Raw genomic sequence first — 14,384 nt, forward strand, 5'->3', positions numbered from 1 at the left:
TCGCGATGAACCTGAATCGTTTGCGCCGCTGGCGCAGCGCTGTAGCCGCGCGCCTGGTCGCCGACTGGCGAGACGCCTGGAAATGGGCGTCCGTCCGACTGGCGGCACTGGGCGGCATCCTGACGGCCATCCTTACCGCCGCGCCGGGCTTCGCGCGCGAGCTGTGGGATCAGCTGCCGCCGGAGGTGCGCGCCACCGCGCCGGGCTGGGCGCCGCTACTCGTTGCGGCCCTCCCGATCCTCGTCCGCATCTACAAGCAAAAGGGATCGCGCGATGCCGAATGATGTCAAGGCGCCTCGCAAGACGCCCGGGAGGAAGACCCTGGCCAGCATCGTGGGCGCCCTGTGTGCGTCCCTGCTCCTGGTGGCGATGCCGCGCGAGGAGAGCGGGCGCGAGGTGCAGGTTGCGATTGCGCCAAGCGGCGACGCGACCATCACGCATGTGCGCGGTGTCCAGTATCTGAAGACCTATCTCGACATCGTCGGCGTGGCGACGGCCTGCGATGGCATCACGCGCCGCGTGAAGCCGGGGCAGGTCTACACCGAGGTGCAGTGCGCGCAGATGCTCGAAGGCGAGCTGGTGCAGCACGCACTCGAGGTGCAGATCTGCGCGCCGGAGCTATGGGGGGCTGGGCGCGACTATCAGCGCTTCGCCGCGATCTCGCTGGCCTATAATGTCGGGGCTCCGCGGTTCTGCGGTTCAACCGCCGCCAAGCATTTCCGCGCCGGCCAGTGGGTGGCTGGGTGCGACGCCCTCCGCATGTGGAACAAGGCGGGCGGGCGTGTGATCGGCGGGCTGGTCCGCCGCCGCGAGCGCGAGCGGCAGGCATGCCTTACCGGCCTCGTGGCGGGTCTGACGCCCGCGAACCTCGCCGCACGCATCGCGGAGGTGCGGTGATGGCAAAGTTTGAAAAGCTGTCGCGGGGATTGCGGCGGGCTGGTGATCGATTGGCCTTCTACTGCCCTGGCTGCGAAGCGCCCCACGTCATCAACGTGTATGCAGACCGCGAACCACGATGGGGGTATAACGGCAACCCCGAGGCGCCGACGTTCACCCCTAGCGTGTTGATGCGGACGGGGCGCGCTGTGGATCCGACGTTCATTCCAGAACCGGGTGACCCGCCAGAGGTCTGCCATACCTTCGTCACCGATGGCAGAATTCACTTTCTCAGCGACTGTTCGCACGCGCTTGCTGGCCAAACAGTGACGTTGCCGGAGTGGCCGGAGGAGTGGCGATGAGGCGGTGGGCAGCAATCGCTGCCGTGCTTGCGCTGATCATCGTGCCGATGGTGATGTTGCGCTCCTGCCGAAGCGCCCGCACCGCCGCCACAGAAGCCAAGCTGAACGCCGGGCAGGCGGAAGCCGCGACCGAAAGCGGCCGCGACGCCGTGGACACGATCGGTAACGCCGCCGCCCGCGAAACCAAAATCCACACTACCGTGAAGGATGGAACCGATGCGATTGCCCAGGCCCCTGCGGGGGACAGCAATGATGCTGCCGATCGTGCTGCTTGCCAGCTGCGGTCGTACCGTGATCTCCCCCGCTGCCGCGCCCTGTTCCACCCTCGTCCCGAGTGAGTGGCGCAAGGGTGTACCGCCGGCCGATCTACCTTTGTCGGCGAAGCTGGCCGACGGGCACGACGATGCCCGCCCATGGCAGGCCGGGTTCGTCGCCCAGACCGGGCAGCTGGAAGTCGCCAACGGCAGGCTGCCCGACGCGCTGGGCATCGTGGAGCGCTGCGAGGCGCGCGACGCCGCCGCAGTAAAGCGCGCCCGCCGATCCTTTCTCGGCCTGTGAGGCCGGTCTTTTCAATCGATGGAGTTTCCCATGGCTGACAGCTTTGCAACGCATGCCGACTCGGTCCTCGCGCCGTCGCGCCGTGCCGTGCCGATCACGCCGGATAATGCCGTGCAGCTGACCGACGTGCCGAAGGGCGTGTGGGTCGGGACCGGCGGCGATATCACCGGCCGTCTGGTGGGGGACGCCGCCGACAACGTCTGGAAGAATGTGCCGAGCGGCGCGCTGCTGCCATTCCGCTTCGTGCTGATCAAGGCGACCGGCACCACGGCAGCGGACATGGTCGCGCATTACTGATCGTCCCCCTTCCTTGCGCGCCCGCCGCGCCCGTTCTGGGCCGCGCTGACGTGCCAGCAGAAAGCAAACAGACATGAGTTTCGGTTTCGGCATCGGCCCGATCGGCGGTGGCGGCGGGGTCGCCGTGCGCAGCGTGAATGTGCCTGCGGGCAGCACGGGGCGGGTGGTCAACCTGGTGCGATTGCTGGGCAGCGCATCCACCTTCTCGCTGCTGTCTGGGACGGATGCGAGCATCACGCTGAACGGTGGCGACGGGCTCGCGCTGGGAAGCGGTCTCGCGGCAGGCGTGTCGGTGATTGCGCAGGTTCGCGAGCAGGTGGGTTCCGGTGCGACGGCGCGGGCAGTGGAGTATGCGGTGAAGTGCACCGGCGCGCCCGCGGTGCCGTCGCTGCCGGCAGTGACGCTGACGGCGGGGAATGGCCAGATCTCGGTTGCCTGGACGGACGGGAGCAACGGCGGATCGGCGATCAGCTCGCACAACATCTATGTGAACGGGGCGCTGGTCTCTTCGCCGACTGGTGCGTCGCCCTATGTGATCACCGGGCTCACGAACGGCATCAGCTATTCCGTGCGGGTGTCTGCGGTGAACGGCATCGGCGAGGGCGCGCTCTCGACTGCGCAATCCGCTACGCCTGTTGCTGTGGCGCCCGCGCCCAATGTCACCCTGCCGGTAACCTCTGGCCTCGTCGCGCGCTACAACGCCAACTATTCGACGATCAGCCAAGCGAACGGCCGCGTTACCTCGGTCAGCGATCTCTCCGGCAATGGCTACACCGCGGGAGACAACAACGAGGGCCTCGGCCCCCAGCTCGTCACCTATGCCAGCGGGTTGAAGGCGCTGCGGTTCAACCAGGACAGCTTCCTATCTAACCCCAGCACGCCGTCGATGGGCCCGCTCGCCTCGACCATCATCATGGTGGTGCGGGATCACAACACCCGCGCGACCAACAAAACCTATCTATCGTGCGGAACCCGCGCAGGCACGCCGGGCAGCAAACTCGCCTATCTGACGAACGGCACCAACGGCGCTGCGCCCTATGTCGGCCGGGCTAGCACGTCGGCAGACACAGCAGTAAAGCCGTGGCTTGCCGCCGGCTGTCAGCTCCAAGTTATGGGTTGGCGAAACGGAGCTACCGGCACCCCCGGCACGGCAACGACGAACACGGTTGGGCAGCGTTGTGCGATCAACCGGAAGTCTCTCAACGTCACCAACCAGAACGCAACCGCTTCCGCCGGTTTCGAACTTGGCCGCAATTCAGCCACCACCACGACCTCTAGCACGCTCGCCGTACAAAACGTTGCTAACGGCGATTGGCTCACTGCCGACATCGTCGAGGTTATCATCTTCGGCCGCGCGCTCACCGACGCCGAATTTGATAACGTCATGGCTGCCATCGCGGACGGGTACGCGATCCCCGACGTGACCGATCAATTCGTCCTCGATGGCGATAGCCGCATCTGCTCGGTACTGCCGACGCTCCCCGCTGAAAACCCGGCAATGGTGATGACGGAACCGGGTGCAGCCTATGCGCTGCCCAAGACGGTTCGAATGATCAACTATGCTATCGGCGGCGCGACGACGATCTACGGCGGTTCGCCGGTGACGGCTTATGGCAGCGGACAGAGTTCGCTTTACGGGCGGCTCAAATACACTGCGGACTTTCCTCTCTTGGCGGGGCTTTCTTGCCTTATCCCAGGGGGGCAAAACCGCATCGCCATCATGGCGGGCCATAACGATCTTTCGCAGACCCCGCTTGCTGGGGTGACAGACAAACCGGCACAGATCTATGTCAACCTTAACTCCTGCATCTATAATACTTCGGCCCCGAGCTACCTGACCATCGGCTGGGACGTCACGCTCGTCGTCGAGATGCACAATAACGTCGATAATTACATCAACGGCGGCGGTGGCTATACCAGCTACCGGGCGCTGCAGCGCAGCCAGATCGGCGGTAAGAACCTGCTGACCGACAACAATGCGGGCCCCGGCCAGACCTATGATGGCAAGCTGCGCATCCTCGATATGCCGCTGATGCGGAGCGGCGGGGCGAGCGTGTTCGAGACGCAGGCCGATACTGCGAACACCGGCAACTATCAAAATGATCGCCTGCACGAAACCGCGGCTGGTATGTTCAAATTCGCGACTGGCGGTGATACCCCCCAGTACGGCCTCCGCGCGGTTTGGCCGGCATGACGGCTCAGCGGATCAGATGAAATCCCCGGCCCGGCACTGCCCGCATTGCTCACCGTTTGGTGTGCGTACGTCGTCGCAATCCGGGCAGAACCCCTCCATGGCCGAGGGTTGTTCGCGATAGGAAATGTTGAGCAGGCCGATGATGGTAAATGCGATCACGCAAATCAAAGCGGCTTGTGCAATGTTCATAGGTCCCCCCTAATCGGGCGACATTAGCAACTTCGCCCGCAAAGGCAATTGCCGGAACCTTAGGCTGAATTGAAGGTGTCATCCCCGCGGGTAGCGATTTGGGGTCGACATACGGGGATGACACTCACCTTATAGGTGTTTTTCCGTATGATCGTTTCGCACAAGAAAAAAATTTTGTAGACGGCGTCAGGCAATAACCGGCTTCGCCTTAGACTGCCCGTGTTCTGCCTCACTAATGGTAGCGTTCGCATCAGCGCCAGTTGAAGTCAAAAGCGCTTCTTCTTCAACGAAGTCCTTCCTGGCGAGCCAAAGGGCAAGCGAACGGGGTGCATCAACCACCATGCCCCGTACCCGGTGACCGACGCGATCCATTGGACGCTCTACAATCAGGTAGAGCGGGGCGACGATCGCCACGGTGACCAGAATCGCGAGTGGAGCGATTGGCGCGTCAATCGGGACGCCGATGTCTGCAAACGCGATCGACAGCACGACGCCGTGGAACAGGTAGATACCGAAGGAGCATTCTCCTAGCGCACGTACTGCGCGGTTGTTCAGCAGCCCGCCGATAGCGTTGCCGCTTGCGACGCAGGTGAAGAAGAAGGCAAAGGCGGGGAATCCCACGCCATAGGGGTCGCGGGTGAAGGTGCAGGCGATTGCAAGCAGAGCCACTGCGATCGCGCCCGCCGCAGGCCGCGCCAGCATCTGGGCATATTTGCTGCCTGCGAACTCCGCTGCGAGCATGCCCGCACCGAACAGCGGCCAGAACCGGGCGCTGTGGAGGCTTCCGGGAAGGGCAGCCTGGGCGATGAAGCCGAGAGCGATAAGGCCGATCGGAAGCGTCGCCCGCGGCGCGCCGCTTCGCCGCAAGGCCCAGGCTGTGAAGCCCAGCGCCGGAATCATCAGGGCGTAGAACATCCACTCCTGCCAGAGCGACCAAAGAACAAACGCGTTGATGCGGCCGGAATCCGCATACCCAAGGATGGGCACCTCTTGGCGCGCCGATATCCACAACGCCGCAGACCGGATCAGCGGCATCAATTCTATTTCGGGCTGCGCTCGGTAAAGAACGATCAGCAAGATGGCGGCAAAGGATACCGCAACCAGCGGGTAAATCCTGAACACGCGGCCTACCATCATGTTCAGCCAGCCTGAAACTGAGAGCGACAGGATCTTCCGATAGAACAGGTAACCTGTTGTCATGAAGAACAAGCCGACGGCGCCAGCGCCAAGTTGGTTGGCGAGCGGCTCGGCAGGGGCAGACCACCCGCCTTCAGGGCTTATACGCCAAATCCAAGCATGATGGACAAGCACAGAGGTTGCAAGAATTCCGCGCAAACCGTCGATGCTGAGCTGTCGGCTTCTATCCGGGAGAGGAAAGCCAAGCTTTACTAAGGAAATACCAGCAGTTAAGGCGAGCGCTATCGTGGCGGTTGCATACGCGAGAACCTCAAACAACGTACATACTCCAACCAATAGAGCGTTCGCGAGGCTGTCGCGATGCAGTTATTGCTTCTCGTGCAGGGGAGCTACTTGCCGATCCGTGTAACGTTCGAATGTGAATTTGGCTGCAACGCAGCATTTCGGCTCGTCGCGCCAAATGCTCTAGCTATCGCATACATCCCTTTGAAAACGTGGGATAAGTCTTTCGGTTCCGTAATGACCTAGCCGCAAAGCTCGCGCGGTTCACATAGACAGAGGCGTTTGCGCTCGTCATGTTCCGGCCATGCGAGTCGGTGAGGATCTCACGGCCAAGGCCCTGTTGGCGTTGGAGGAAGCGCTGCACGAGTGCCGCTATCGGCCTGTGCGGCGGTCCCGCGCGCTCGGCATGGCGCTCGCATACCTCTGGTCGACCAGCGGCGGCGACGCCCGCGACTATCGGGACTTTTGGAGGGAGATCGCTTCGGACAATTACGTCCTGCGCTTTCGGGCGGCAGATCGGTGTCTCGACCGGATCTATGCAGCGGCTGGGCGGAGGCGCGACGACGACGTGTCGGATGGCATCTGGCGCGAAGTACAGGCCCGCGTCGGGCTGGGCGGGCCGGATCGACGGCCAGACCCGGCAAGGCTAAAATGGCCGTAACCGACTACCGGTGCCGATGCTCCGCGCGAAGGCTTTCCAGCGCCGTCAGGGCGAAGTCCCGGAAGATGCGTTGCCAGTGATCGCCGGCCTGGTCCCATGGTCGATCGTCGAGCGTGCCATGGCGTCGGCTCTCCCACAGATCAGCGGCGAGGCTCTCGACCAGAGCGTCCTCGTCGTTCGCGGTGCAAAGGCGGCAGGGCATGGGCGATAGGTAGGCAAGAATTGCCGGGTTGCCACCCCCTCCTGGGAGCCAACCACGAGCAGGGGGGCTGCCTCGGTGGCGAGAGGGGGTGACGACGCAGGTCTACGCCACTACCGAGCTGGTTACCAGAGCCACCCCACCAATGGGGCCACAACGGCTGCAAGCATCAGTGCCGCGACAAGCGTCGCTTCGATCGCGAACGCCGTTGGTCGCCGAATCCTCAGAACGCGATCTCCCGCCGCTCCATTTCCGCCGCCAGAAGGTCCGCGATCGGGTTGCCCGGCTCGCCGTCGGTCTGCTGCCAAGCTGCCACAAGCTCCGCATCTTGACTGGTCTGGAAGATGATTGCCGCCGTTGCAGCTGCGCCGGCTTTAGTGAGCGAAATGGCAAGGCGATCGATGGTTGGGTTCATAAGCATGGGATCCATGACGACTCGCGCTGATAATCTCATTATCTCGCCACGCGGCAAGCCCAATTGGGTTAGACAAAGTTGCGTATCCCCTGAGGGAGTTTCGCCCGATCTTCAGACGGGTGGACAAGCTAAGCTACTGAAATGGGCCAATTGCCCTTATCCTGCCGGGCCCACCAGCATGTTGTCTGACGGGTTGTCGTGCGCCGGGACAGCCTTTGGCGCCGGGGAACGGACCGCGCCAATCGGCGGCTCTGGTGCCTCGTTCCGGCCCATTGCCGCGGTGGCCTATTGTCGGCACCTGTCGATCCTGGTCGATATGCCGCAGCTTTGCCTTGTATCTGCGGCGGGGACCTTCTAAGCGCGTCGGCTCGTCGGGGAGTAGCGCAGTCTGGTAGCGCATCTGGTTTGGGACCAGAGGGTCGCAGGTTCGAATCCTGTCTCCCCGACCACCGATCTTGCCAGATCGGACCCATTGCCGCGCCCGAGCGTACGGGTCGTCGGATAGACGAGGTCAGCCAAGCACCATCTGCACGACCAGAACGCCGTTCAGGGTGATGACCACCCCGGTGATCGCAAGCGCGGCGATCCGGAGGGTTCGGCCGTTGGCGAAGCGCCCCATCAGTTCGCGGTCGCCGGTGAAGCGGACGAGCGGAACCACGGCGAAGGGCAACTGCAGGCTCAGTACCACCTGACTCAGGACCAGCAGCCTCGCCACGCCGCCGTCGCCGTAGAGGCCTGCCACGAGCGCGGCCGGCACGATCGCCAAGCCGCGCGTGATCATTCGCCGCAGCCAGTGCGGCAGCCGGAGGTCGAGAAAGCCCTCCATCACGATCTGCCCGGCAAGCGTGCCCGTGATCGTGGAGTTCTGACCCGAGGCCAGCAGTGCCACCGCAAACAGCGTGCTGGCCAGGCCGATGCCAAGCGTGGGGGCCAGCAGGGCATAGGCATCGCCGATCTCCGCAACCCTGGTCTGGCCCGATCCGTGGAACGCCGAGGCAGCGAGGATCAGGATGGCGGCATTCACGAACAGCGCAAGGCCGAGCGCGACCGTGCTGTCGATCGTGGCGAGCCGGACCGCTTCGCGCTTGCCGCGCTCGCTGCGCTCGAACGCGCGGGTCTGCACGATCGAGGAGTGCAGGTAGAGATTGTGCGGCATTACCGTCGCACCCAGAATGCCGATCGCGACGTACAGCATCGTCGGATCGGTTACGATCTGCGGGGAAGGCAGCAGGCCGGTCCCGATCGCCGCGAGACTCGGCTGTGCCCAGGCGAGTTCCACCGCGAAGCAGAGCGCAATGACAATAAGCAGCGCCACGATGAACGCTTCGAGCTGGCGGAACCCGCGCCGCTGCAGCATCAGGATCAGCAATACGTCCAGCGCGGTAACGGCGATCCCGGCGACGAGCGGGAGGCCGAACAGCAGCTTGAGTGCGACGGCAGTGCCGATCACTTCCGCCAGATCACAGGCGATGATCGCCAGTTCGCAGAGCAACCAGAGACCAAGTCGCGGCACCAGCGAGTAGCGCGCGCGGCAAGCCTGGGCGAGATCCATGCCGGTGACGATGCCCAGCTTCGCCGCGAGGCTTTGAAGCAGCATCGCCATCAGATTCGACAGCAGGATAACCGACAGCAGCGAATAGCCGAACGCCGAGCCGCCGGCCAAGCCGGTCGCCCAGTTGCCGGGGTCCATATAGCCCACCGCGACGAGATAGCCCGGGCCGGCAAAGGCGCCGAGCTTCCGCCAGAATCCTGCGGCGCCGGGCACGGCCACGCTCCGGAACGCGCCGGGCAGGCTCGCCGCGTTGATCGCGGTCGAGCCCCCTGAAGCGCGCAAATCCCCCTCGAACGGCGGCATCAGCTTGCAGCGCTGAGCTTGATCGTGCTGTTCACGCCTTTCGGAAAAAAGCCGCCGCGATCGACGGATGCCTTGTTGAGATAGGCAATGTTGAGCACCTGACCTGCCGTTCGGCTGAAGGCCACACCGTTGGAATCGGTCGGCACGATATTCGTGGCATTGCCGATCGGGCGGACGCCCTGGTCCAGATCGCTGGCACCGTCCAGGCTGTCGCGCGCATTGGAGATTGCTTCGGTCGCGTCGATCAGCGTCGGCGTGGTCAGCCCTTTGCGGTACAAGGTCGTGCGGATCAGCCCGGCATGATAGGCCTCGGCGGCAAGGATGCCGGCTGCGGCCTCGAGATAGGTCTTGTTGCTGATCAGGGGCGAGGCGCCCTTGTAGGCGCTGACGCCGACGTCCTCGAAGATGAAGGCAGCCAGCAGGAAGTTCTCGTCGCTGGCATAGGGGTCGAACGCCTGGTTCGCACCGACCAGTCCCGCCGCTCGCGCCGCGGTCGAGAAGGCGCCGTTGACGTCCGCGGAGAGATCGAGGTCGGGCTGCGCAACCGCGACGCTTCCCAATGCACTTCGCAGGAAAGCGACGTGCGCCTGCTCGTCACCCGCGATCTCGCGGGCGTAGCGGGCAACGGCCGCGTCCTTGAACTGCACCTGCCGCCCGCCGCTGATCACGCCGACCTGGCCGCTACCCGAGAGCAGGTTGGCCGGCAGCGACGTGCCGTTCGCCGCAAAGGCATAGAACTGCGCCTCGAGATATTCGAGGTTGAGCGCGAAGTTCAGCACATCCTGATCGGTGAGGGTGCTGGTTGGGGTCGGGGTCGGCGTGGGAGTCGGGGTCGGCGTCGGGGTGATCATCGACCCCGGGCCGTCATCGCTGCTGCTGCACGCTGCCAGCATCGATGCGCCGGCAGCGGCAAGGCACGCGTTTTTCATGAAGGCCCGGCGCTCGGCGCGGCGTGCATCGCACGCATCCAGGACCTGGAGAACGATATCGTGATTCATGGCTGAAGTCTCCCTGGAGCCGAGCGATCAGTTCGCTGCGCTGGTGACGATGGTGCCGTTGACGCCGTTGGGGAAAAATCCGCCTGCCGTTACGGCCGCCTTGTTCAGATACACGATGTTCAGGACCTGACCGGTCGATCGGCTGTACGCGAGGCCATTGGCATCGAGGGGTGCGATATTGCTGGCGGTGCCGATCGCCCGGATGCCCTGATCGTCCTCGGTGGGACCATCCAGACTGTCGCGCGCGTTGGAAATCGCCTCGGTTGCATCCACGAGCGTTGGGGCTGCGATCCCCTTGGCGTCGAGCGTCGTGCGCACGAGCGCGGCGTGATAGGCCTCGACCGCCAGAATGCCTGCCGCCGCCTCAAGGAATACCTTGTTGGTGATCAGCGGCGAGGCGCCCTTATAGGCGGTCACCCCGACATCTTCGAAGATGAACGCGCCGAGCAGGAAGTTTTCGTCGCTCGCATAGGGATCGAAGGATTCGCCGGCGCCGATCAGCCCCGCGGCACGCGCCGCGTTGGAAAAGGCGCTGGTGGGCGAAACGCCGATATCGATCTGGGGCTGGCCCACCGCGGTGGCGCCGATGGCACTGCGCAGAAACGCTACATGGGCGCGCTCGTCGGCTGCGATTTCCTGCGCATAGGCGGCAACCGCCGGATCCTTGAAGGTCGCCTGGCGCGCGCCGACGGCGGCACCGATTTTGCCGGAGCCCGTCAGCAGATCGGCGGACAGGCCCACGCCGTTGGCGGCGTAGGAATAGAATTGCGCCTCGAGATATTCCAGGTTCAGCGCGAAATTGAGCACGTCGCCATCGCTTAGGCTGGCTTGCGCGGCGGCGCGCTGGACGCTGGTCGCCATTGCGAGCCCGCCCCCGGCGACGGCGGTGAGCGCGAAGGCCTTGAAGAATTCGCGACGGCCTTTTCGGCGCTGGGCCTGTTGCTCGAAGGCTTCGAGTAGCTCGACTTCCTGGTTCACGGCGCATGCCTCCCTGATGGTAGCGGCGTTCGAACCCCGGGCATTTTCAAGCAGTTCCGGTTCGGTGGCGGCTGGGTACGGTGTCGTACAAATTGTCCGGTCCGCGCCATTTTCGTGCATCCGTGGCACCGCATACTGCGAAGCTGAGAGGAAACGAGGAGAGATCGCGCCGATGCCGAAACCGAACGCCCGCTATGCGCCGGACATTCGTGGCAATCTGCTGCTGCGCTCGCTTCCGCCAAGCGACGCGTGGCTGTTGATCCCGCATCTATCCCGCCTGCACTTCAGCGCACGCGAGCGGGTGGATCGGCTGGCCTGCGGGTCGTTGCACCTGATCTTTCCAGAAACCGCGGTGTTCTGCGTGCGGCAGGCGCTGCTTGGCGATCGTCACCCCGCGCTGGGTCTGGTGGGCCATGAAGGCGTGCTGGGCTGGTCGCTCCTGATGGGCGTGGAGCAAAGCTCCACCCTCGCGACCGTCGAGCTACAAGGCGGTACGGCCCTGTCGATCGCGTCCCGCCCCTTGCTGGAGGCCTGCGCGAAAAGCGCCACGCTGCGCGCCAACCTGCTGCGCTATGCCGACAATTTCCTGGAGCAGATGGCCTCTACGCTGGGATCGAACGCCACCGATGCGCTGGAACGTCGTGTCGCGCGATGGATCCTGATGCTCCATGATCGCTGTGAAGGCGACACGCTGTCAGTCACCCATGACGAAATCGCTCGCGCGCTTCACACTCGCCGCGCCAGCGTCACCGATTGCTTTCATGTGCTCGAAGGCGAGAAGATCCTTCTCTGCGAACGTGCGCGCCTGACCATCCGCGACCGCGAGCGCCTGACGATCATGGCAGGGGACTCGTACGGGGCTGCCGAGGCGCGCTATGCAGCGGAGATCGGCCCCTGGCCGCGGGAACTGCGGACAATGTCTGCGGAAACCGGTGAGATTGCCGCGAAACCTCCCGTGCTGGTGTCCTGATCGCGTGGGGGTGGGGGCGCGCTGCCCGGCTGACCATCGGCGCCCCTCCCGTTGGAAGGGAGGGGCCGATGCTGCAGTTTACGCCGTCGCGCCGCCATCGATGTTGAGCGTGGTGCCGGTGATGTAGCTGGCGTCCGGTCCGGCAAGGAACGCGACGGCACCAGCGATCTCCTCGACCCTGCCATAGCGCCCGAGCGGAATGGCGCTGAGAATCTGTCCGGCGAAGTCGCTGTCGGCCGGATTCATGTCGGTATCGATCGGCCCAGGCTGCACGGTGTTGACCAGGATGTTGCGGGCCGCGAGGTCCTTTGCCCAGCCGCGCGCCAGCGCTGCCACCGCCGCCTTGGTCGCGCTGTAGACCGTGGTCGCGGGGAAGGCCATCTCGCCCGAAATGCTGCCGATCAGGATGATCCGCCCGCCATCGCGAAGATGCGGCAGCGCCGCGCGCGTGCCGATATGCAGGCCCTTCACGTTGACCGCGAACTGGCGATCATAGGTTTCGTCGGTGTCTTCGGCGACGGTCGCAAACTCCGCCACGCCCGCATTGTGGACGAGGATGTCGATCCCGCCCAGAGCGGCGGCGGCCTGTTCGATGCCTGCGCGCTGCGAGACCGGATCGGCCGCATTGGCCTGAAAGGCGAAGGCGGTACCGCCTGCGCTTTCGATGGCTGCCACGGTGGCCTGCGCTGCCGCCTTGTTGCCGGCATAGGTGATCGCTACGGCGGCGCCCTCTGCGGCCAGTCGCTTGGCGATCGCGGCGCCGATCCCGCGCGATCCGCCGGTGACGAGTGCTGTCTTGCCCTGAATCGACATGTCGATACTCCAAAATGCTGCCCGCGATCACGGCGACGTGCGCTGCCGGCAGGCGGGCATATGGCAATCCCGCTTAAAGGTTCAATATTCCCGAACTATTAAATTGTCGGCAATACCCTATATGCGTCAGCATGCCCCGCTTCACCCATCCAAGGCTCGAAGACGTTCCGCTCGACCTGGCGCTGCATGCGCTGGCCGATCCCAATCGGCTGGAGATGGTTGCCCGCCTGGCGGTGGCCGAGCGGCTGCGCTGCGCGGATGCCGCGCCCTGCGAAACCATTCCGAAAAGCACGTTGTCCAATCACCTCAAGCTGTTGCGCGCGGCGGGATTGATCGAGACGACGCAGGCTGGGCGTGAGATGATCAATACGCTGCGGCGATCCGAATTCGATCGCCGGTTCCCGGGGCTCCTCGACGCGGTGCTTGCCAACCGGCCAGCCTGATGGATGGCAGTTGCACGCCCGGCTCCGGCCGAATCGCAATGCCGCCTGATGCCCTTTTTCGCTGCGGCGCAAACCAGTTGCTGCATCGCGGCGAAAACTGCATGCAGCGCTACGATAGTCGTTACGAAATGAAAACAACTTAGTCGTTGACTCATAGGGGTTTTTGCGTGCGACCACGGCTTTTCCAGATCGCCTGTTAACCACAACAGGTATCTTCCCAACCGTGAATGTTTCGACGAACCGACTAATTCTCGCCAGTGGAGGCCAATTCGGGCTAGAATACTTGTCGGTTTCAATGTGAAATGCTTTGAAACCTCCTGAATGTGGTGGCGTTTCGCCCGATCGTTCCTGTGCGGCGAGGACTCCTCGACATGCGAAAATCCGGTGGATTCAGCATCGTTACCGGGAAAATGCGAGCGACCTGACCTAAAAAGGGGCAGGTGCTACCGAAACTGGTGCAATTATCCTCGTTTGCTTGGATATTGTGATTGACCCTCAACCAATTTCCGTGGAGTAGGGCAGGGCCGACCCTGCGTCGGCGGTTAACCTTATTGGGGGTTTTTATGCGCACTCGTGTTCTCACCCTGCTTGCCGCCGCCACCGCCGCGGTTGCAGCACCCACGGCCGCTTCGGCCGCTACCATCGTCGGCACGCTCGCTGGCGCACTGTTCGGCGTGAGCAGCTCGACGCCGGCGATCGGTTCGGGCACCACCTTCACCAGCTCGACGAGCCTGGTCTCGGGCTCGAGCGGTGACTTCGCCGCCGTTCCGCAGTTCACCCTCGCGTCGGTCAGCGCCGCCACGGCATCGATCGGTTCGCCGATCACGCTCAGCAGCGCGTTCGGCAGCTTCACCGGCACCGTGACCTCGGTGACCGCGTCGACCGGCTTCAGCAGCGTCGTTTCCTTCTACACGCTCGGCACGTTCGTTCCGGCCGGTTCGCTGAGCGCGTTCGACGCCGGCGCCGCGTCGCTGACCTTCAGCTTCACCCAGACGGGCGGCGCAGGTTCGTCCGTTTCGGGCAGCTACACGCTGGCGTCGCCGCCGGCGGGCGTTCCTGAGCCGGCCACCTGGGGCATGATGATCGCTGGTGCCGGCATGGCCGGTGCAGCGGTGCGTCGTCGCCGCAGCGCCAAGGTCGTCGCCGCCTAAGGCGTC

Annotated in this window: 19 protein-coding genes and 1 tRNA gene; 12 read left to right on the plus strand and 8 right to left on the minus strand. The window is 64.2% G+C overall.

Features of this window, described 5'->3' with window-relative positions:
• The first annotated feature begins 5 nt into the window (after positions 1-5).
• The 7 genes from OIM94_RS02005 (at position 6) to OIM94_RS02035 (ending at position 4,287) form a co-directional block, all read left to right on the plus strand.
• Positions 6-284 (plus strand): hypothetical protein, encoded by a 279-nt coding sequence (locus OIM94_RS02005; RefSeq protein ID WP_264608465.1) that lies wholly within the window; start codon positions 6-8, stop codon positions 282-284.
• Positions 274-897, plus strand: a complete 624-nt coding sequence (locus OIM94_RS02010; protein WP_264608466.1) for a lysozyme — start codon at positions 274-276, stop codon at positions 895-897. Before OIM94_RS02005 ends, OIM94_RS02010 begins: the two co-directional genes overlap by 11 nt.
• Complete coding sequence (locus OIM94_RS02015) at positions 897-1,238, plus strand: DUF6527 family protein (protein WP_264608467.1); 342 nt, start codon at positions 897-899, stop codon at positions 1,236-1,238. The genes OIM94_RS02010 and OIM94_RS02015 overlap by 1 nt, the downstream gene beginning before the upstream one ends.
• Positions 1,239-1,261: 23 nt before the next feature.
• Positions 1,262-1,576 (plus strand): hypothetical protein, encoded by a 315-nt coding sequence (locus OIM94_RS02020; RefSeq protein WP_264608468.1) that lies wholly within the window; start codon positions 1,262-1,264, stop codon positions 1,574-1,576.
• Positions 1,577-1,610: 34 nt separating this feature from the next.
• Complete coding sequence (locus tag OIM94_RS02025) at positions 1,611-1,796, plus strand: hypothetical protein (protein ID WP_264608469.1); 186 nt, start codon at positions 1,611-1,613, stop codon at positions 1,794-1,796.
• 30 nt (positions 1,797-1,826) lie between these two features.
• On the plus strand, positions 1,827-2,093 hold the full coding sequence (locus tag OIM94_RS02030; RefSeq protein WP_264608470.1) for a spike base protein, RCAP_Rcc01079 family: 267 nt from the start codon (positions 1,827-1,829) through the stop codon (positions 2,091-2,093).
• A 73-nt stretch (positions 2,094-2,166) separates the two neighbouring features.
• Positions 2,167-4,287, plus strand: coding sequence for a fibronectin type III domain-containing protein (locus tag OIM94_RS02035; protein ID WP_264608471.1), 2,121 nt, complete (start codon positions 2,167-2,169; stop codon positions 4,285-4,287).
• A gap of 12 nt (positions 4,288-4,299) precedes the next feature.
• On the opposite strand, the gene OIM94_RS02040 is transcribed toward OIM94_RS02035, so the two are convergent.
• Positions 4,300-4,476: a hypothetical protein gene (locus OIM94_RS02040; RefSeq protein ID WP_264608472.1), complete on the minus strand. Its 177-nt coding sequence runs from the start codon at positions 4,474-4,476 to the stop codon at positions 4,300-4,302.
• Between the two features lie 186 nt (positions 4,477-4,662).
• A complete protein-coding gene (locus OIM94_RS02045) occupies positions 4,663-5,931 on the minus strand; it encodes an acyltransferase family protein (protein ID WP_264608473.1) in 1,269 nt (422 codons plus the stop codon).
• 370 nt (positions 5,932-6,301) lie between these two features.
• Here OIM94_RS02045 and OIM94_RS02050 point away from each other — a divergent pair, with 370 nt between their 5' ends.
• Entirely contained in the window at positions 6,302-6,556 is a 255-nt protein-coding gene (locus tag OIM94_RS02050; protein ID WP_264608474.1) for a hypothetical protein, read from the plus strand.
• 4 nt (positions 6,557-6,560) lie between these two features.
• Here the strand turns inward: OIM94_RS02050 and OIM94_RS02055 are convergent, their stop codons facing one another.
• Together OIM94_RS02055 and OIM94_RS02060 are read right to left on the minus strand one after the other, a co-directional pair.
• A complete protein-coding gene (locus tag OIM94_RS02055; RefSeq protein WP_264608475.1) occupies positions 6,561-6,758 on the minus strand; it encodes a hypothetical protein in 198 nt (65 codons plus the stop codon).
• A 220-nt stretch (positions 6,759-6,978) separates the two neighbouring features.
• A complete protein-coding gene (locus OIM94_RS02060; protein ID WP_264608476.1) occupies positions 6,979-7,170 on the minus strand; it encodes a hypothetical protein in 192 nt (63 codons plus the stop codon).
• Positions 7,171-7,542: 372 nt separating this feature from the next.
• On the opposite strand from OIM94_RS02060, the gene OIM94_RS02065 reads away from it, so the two are divergent.
• Positions 7,543-7,619, plus strand: a tRNA-Pro gene (locus OIM94_RS02065).
• Between the two features lie 62 nt (positions 7,620-7,681).
• Here the strand turns inward: OIM94_RS02065 and OIM94_RS02070 are convergent.
• The 3 genes from OIM94_RS02070 to OIM94_RS02080 are packed head-to-tail and all read right to left on the minus strand — an operon-like array spanning position 7,682 to position 11,001.
• Positions 7,682-9,004 (minus strand): Nramp family divalent metal transporter, encoded by a 1,323-nt coding sequence (locus OIM94_RS02070; RefSeq protein ID WP_264608477.1) that lies wholly within the window; start codon positions 9,002-9,004, stop codon positions 7,682-7,684.
• 20 nt (positions 9,005-9,024) lie between these two features.
• The gene (locus OIM94_RS02075; protein ID WP_264608478.1) at positions 9,025-10,023 is read right to left on the minus strand and encodes a ferritin-like domain-containing protein; all 999 of its coding nucleotides are present in this window, start codon (positions 10,021-10,023) and stop codon (positions 9,025-9,027) included.
• A gap of 27 nt (positions 10,024-10,050) precedes the next feature.
• A complete protein-coding gene (locus OIM94_RS02080) occupies positions 10,051-11,001 on the minus strand; it encodes a ferritin-like domain-containing protein (RefSeq protein ID WP_264609964.1) in 951 nt (316 codons plus the stop codon).
• Positions 11,002-11,173: 172 nt separating this feature from the next.
• Between OIM94_RS02080 and OIM94_RS02085 the strand changes: the two genes are divergently transcribed.
• Entirely contained in the window at positions 11,174-11,971 is a 798-nt protein-coding gene (locus OIM94_RS02085; protein WP_264608479.1) for a Crp/Fnr family transcriptional regulator, read from the plus strand.
• A 78-nt stretch (positions 11,972-12,049) separates the two neighbouring features.
• On the opposite strand, the gene OIM94_RS02090 is transcribed toward OIM94_RS02085, so the two are convergent.
• Positions 12,050-12,784, minus strand: a complete 735-nt coding sequence (locus OIM94_RS02090) for an SDR family oxidoreductase (protein WP_264608480.1) — start codon at positions 12,782-12,784, stop codon at positions 12,050-12,052.
• Positions 12,785-12,915: 131 nt separating this feature from the next.
• Between OIM94_RS02090 and OIM94_RS02095 the strand changes: the two genes are divergently transcribed.
• Both OIM94_RS02095 and OIM94_RS02100 read left to right on the plus strand, forming a co-directional pair.
• The gene (locus OIM94_RS02095; protein WP_264608481.1) at positions 12,916-13,227 is read left to right on the plus strand and encodes an ArsR/SmtB family transcription factor; all 312 of its coding nucleotides are present in this window, start codon (positions 12,916-12,918) and stop codon (positions 13,225-13,227) included.
• Positions 13,228-13,790: 563 nt separating this feature from the next.
• On the plus strand, positions 13,791-14,378 hold the full coding sequence (locus tag OIM94_RS02100) for a PEPxxWA-CTERM sorting domain-containing protein (protein ID WP_264608482.1): 588 nt from the start codon (positions 13,791-13,793) through the stop codon (positions 14,376-14,378).
• Positions 14,379-14,384 lie beyond the last annotated feature (6 nt).

It is taken from the genome of Sphingomonas sp. R1, assembly GCF_025960285.1.
In the GTDB taxonomy this organism is placed as follows: domain Bacteria; phylum Pseudomonadota; class Alphaproteobacteria; order Sphingomonadales; family Sphingomonadaceae; genus Sphingomonas.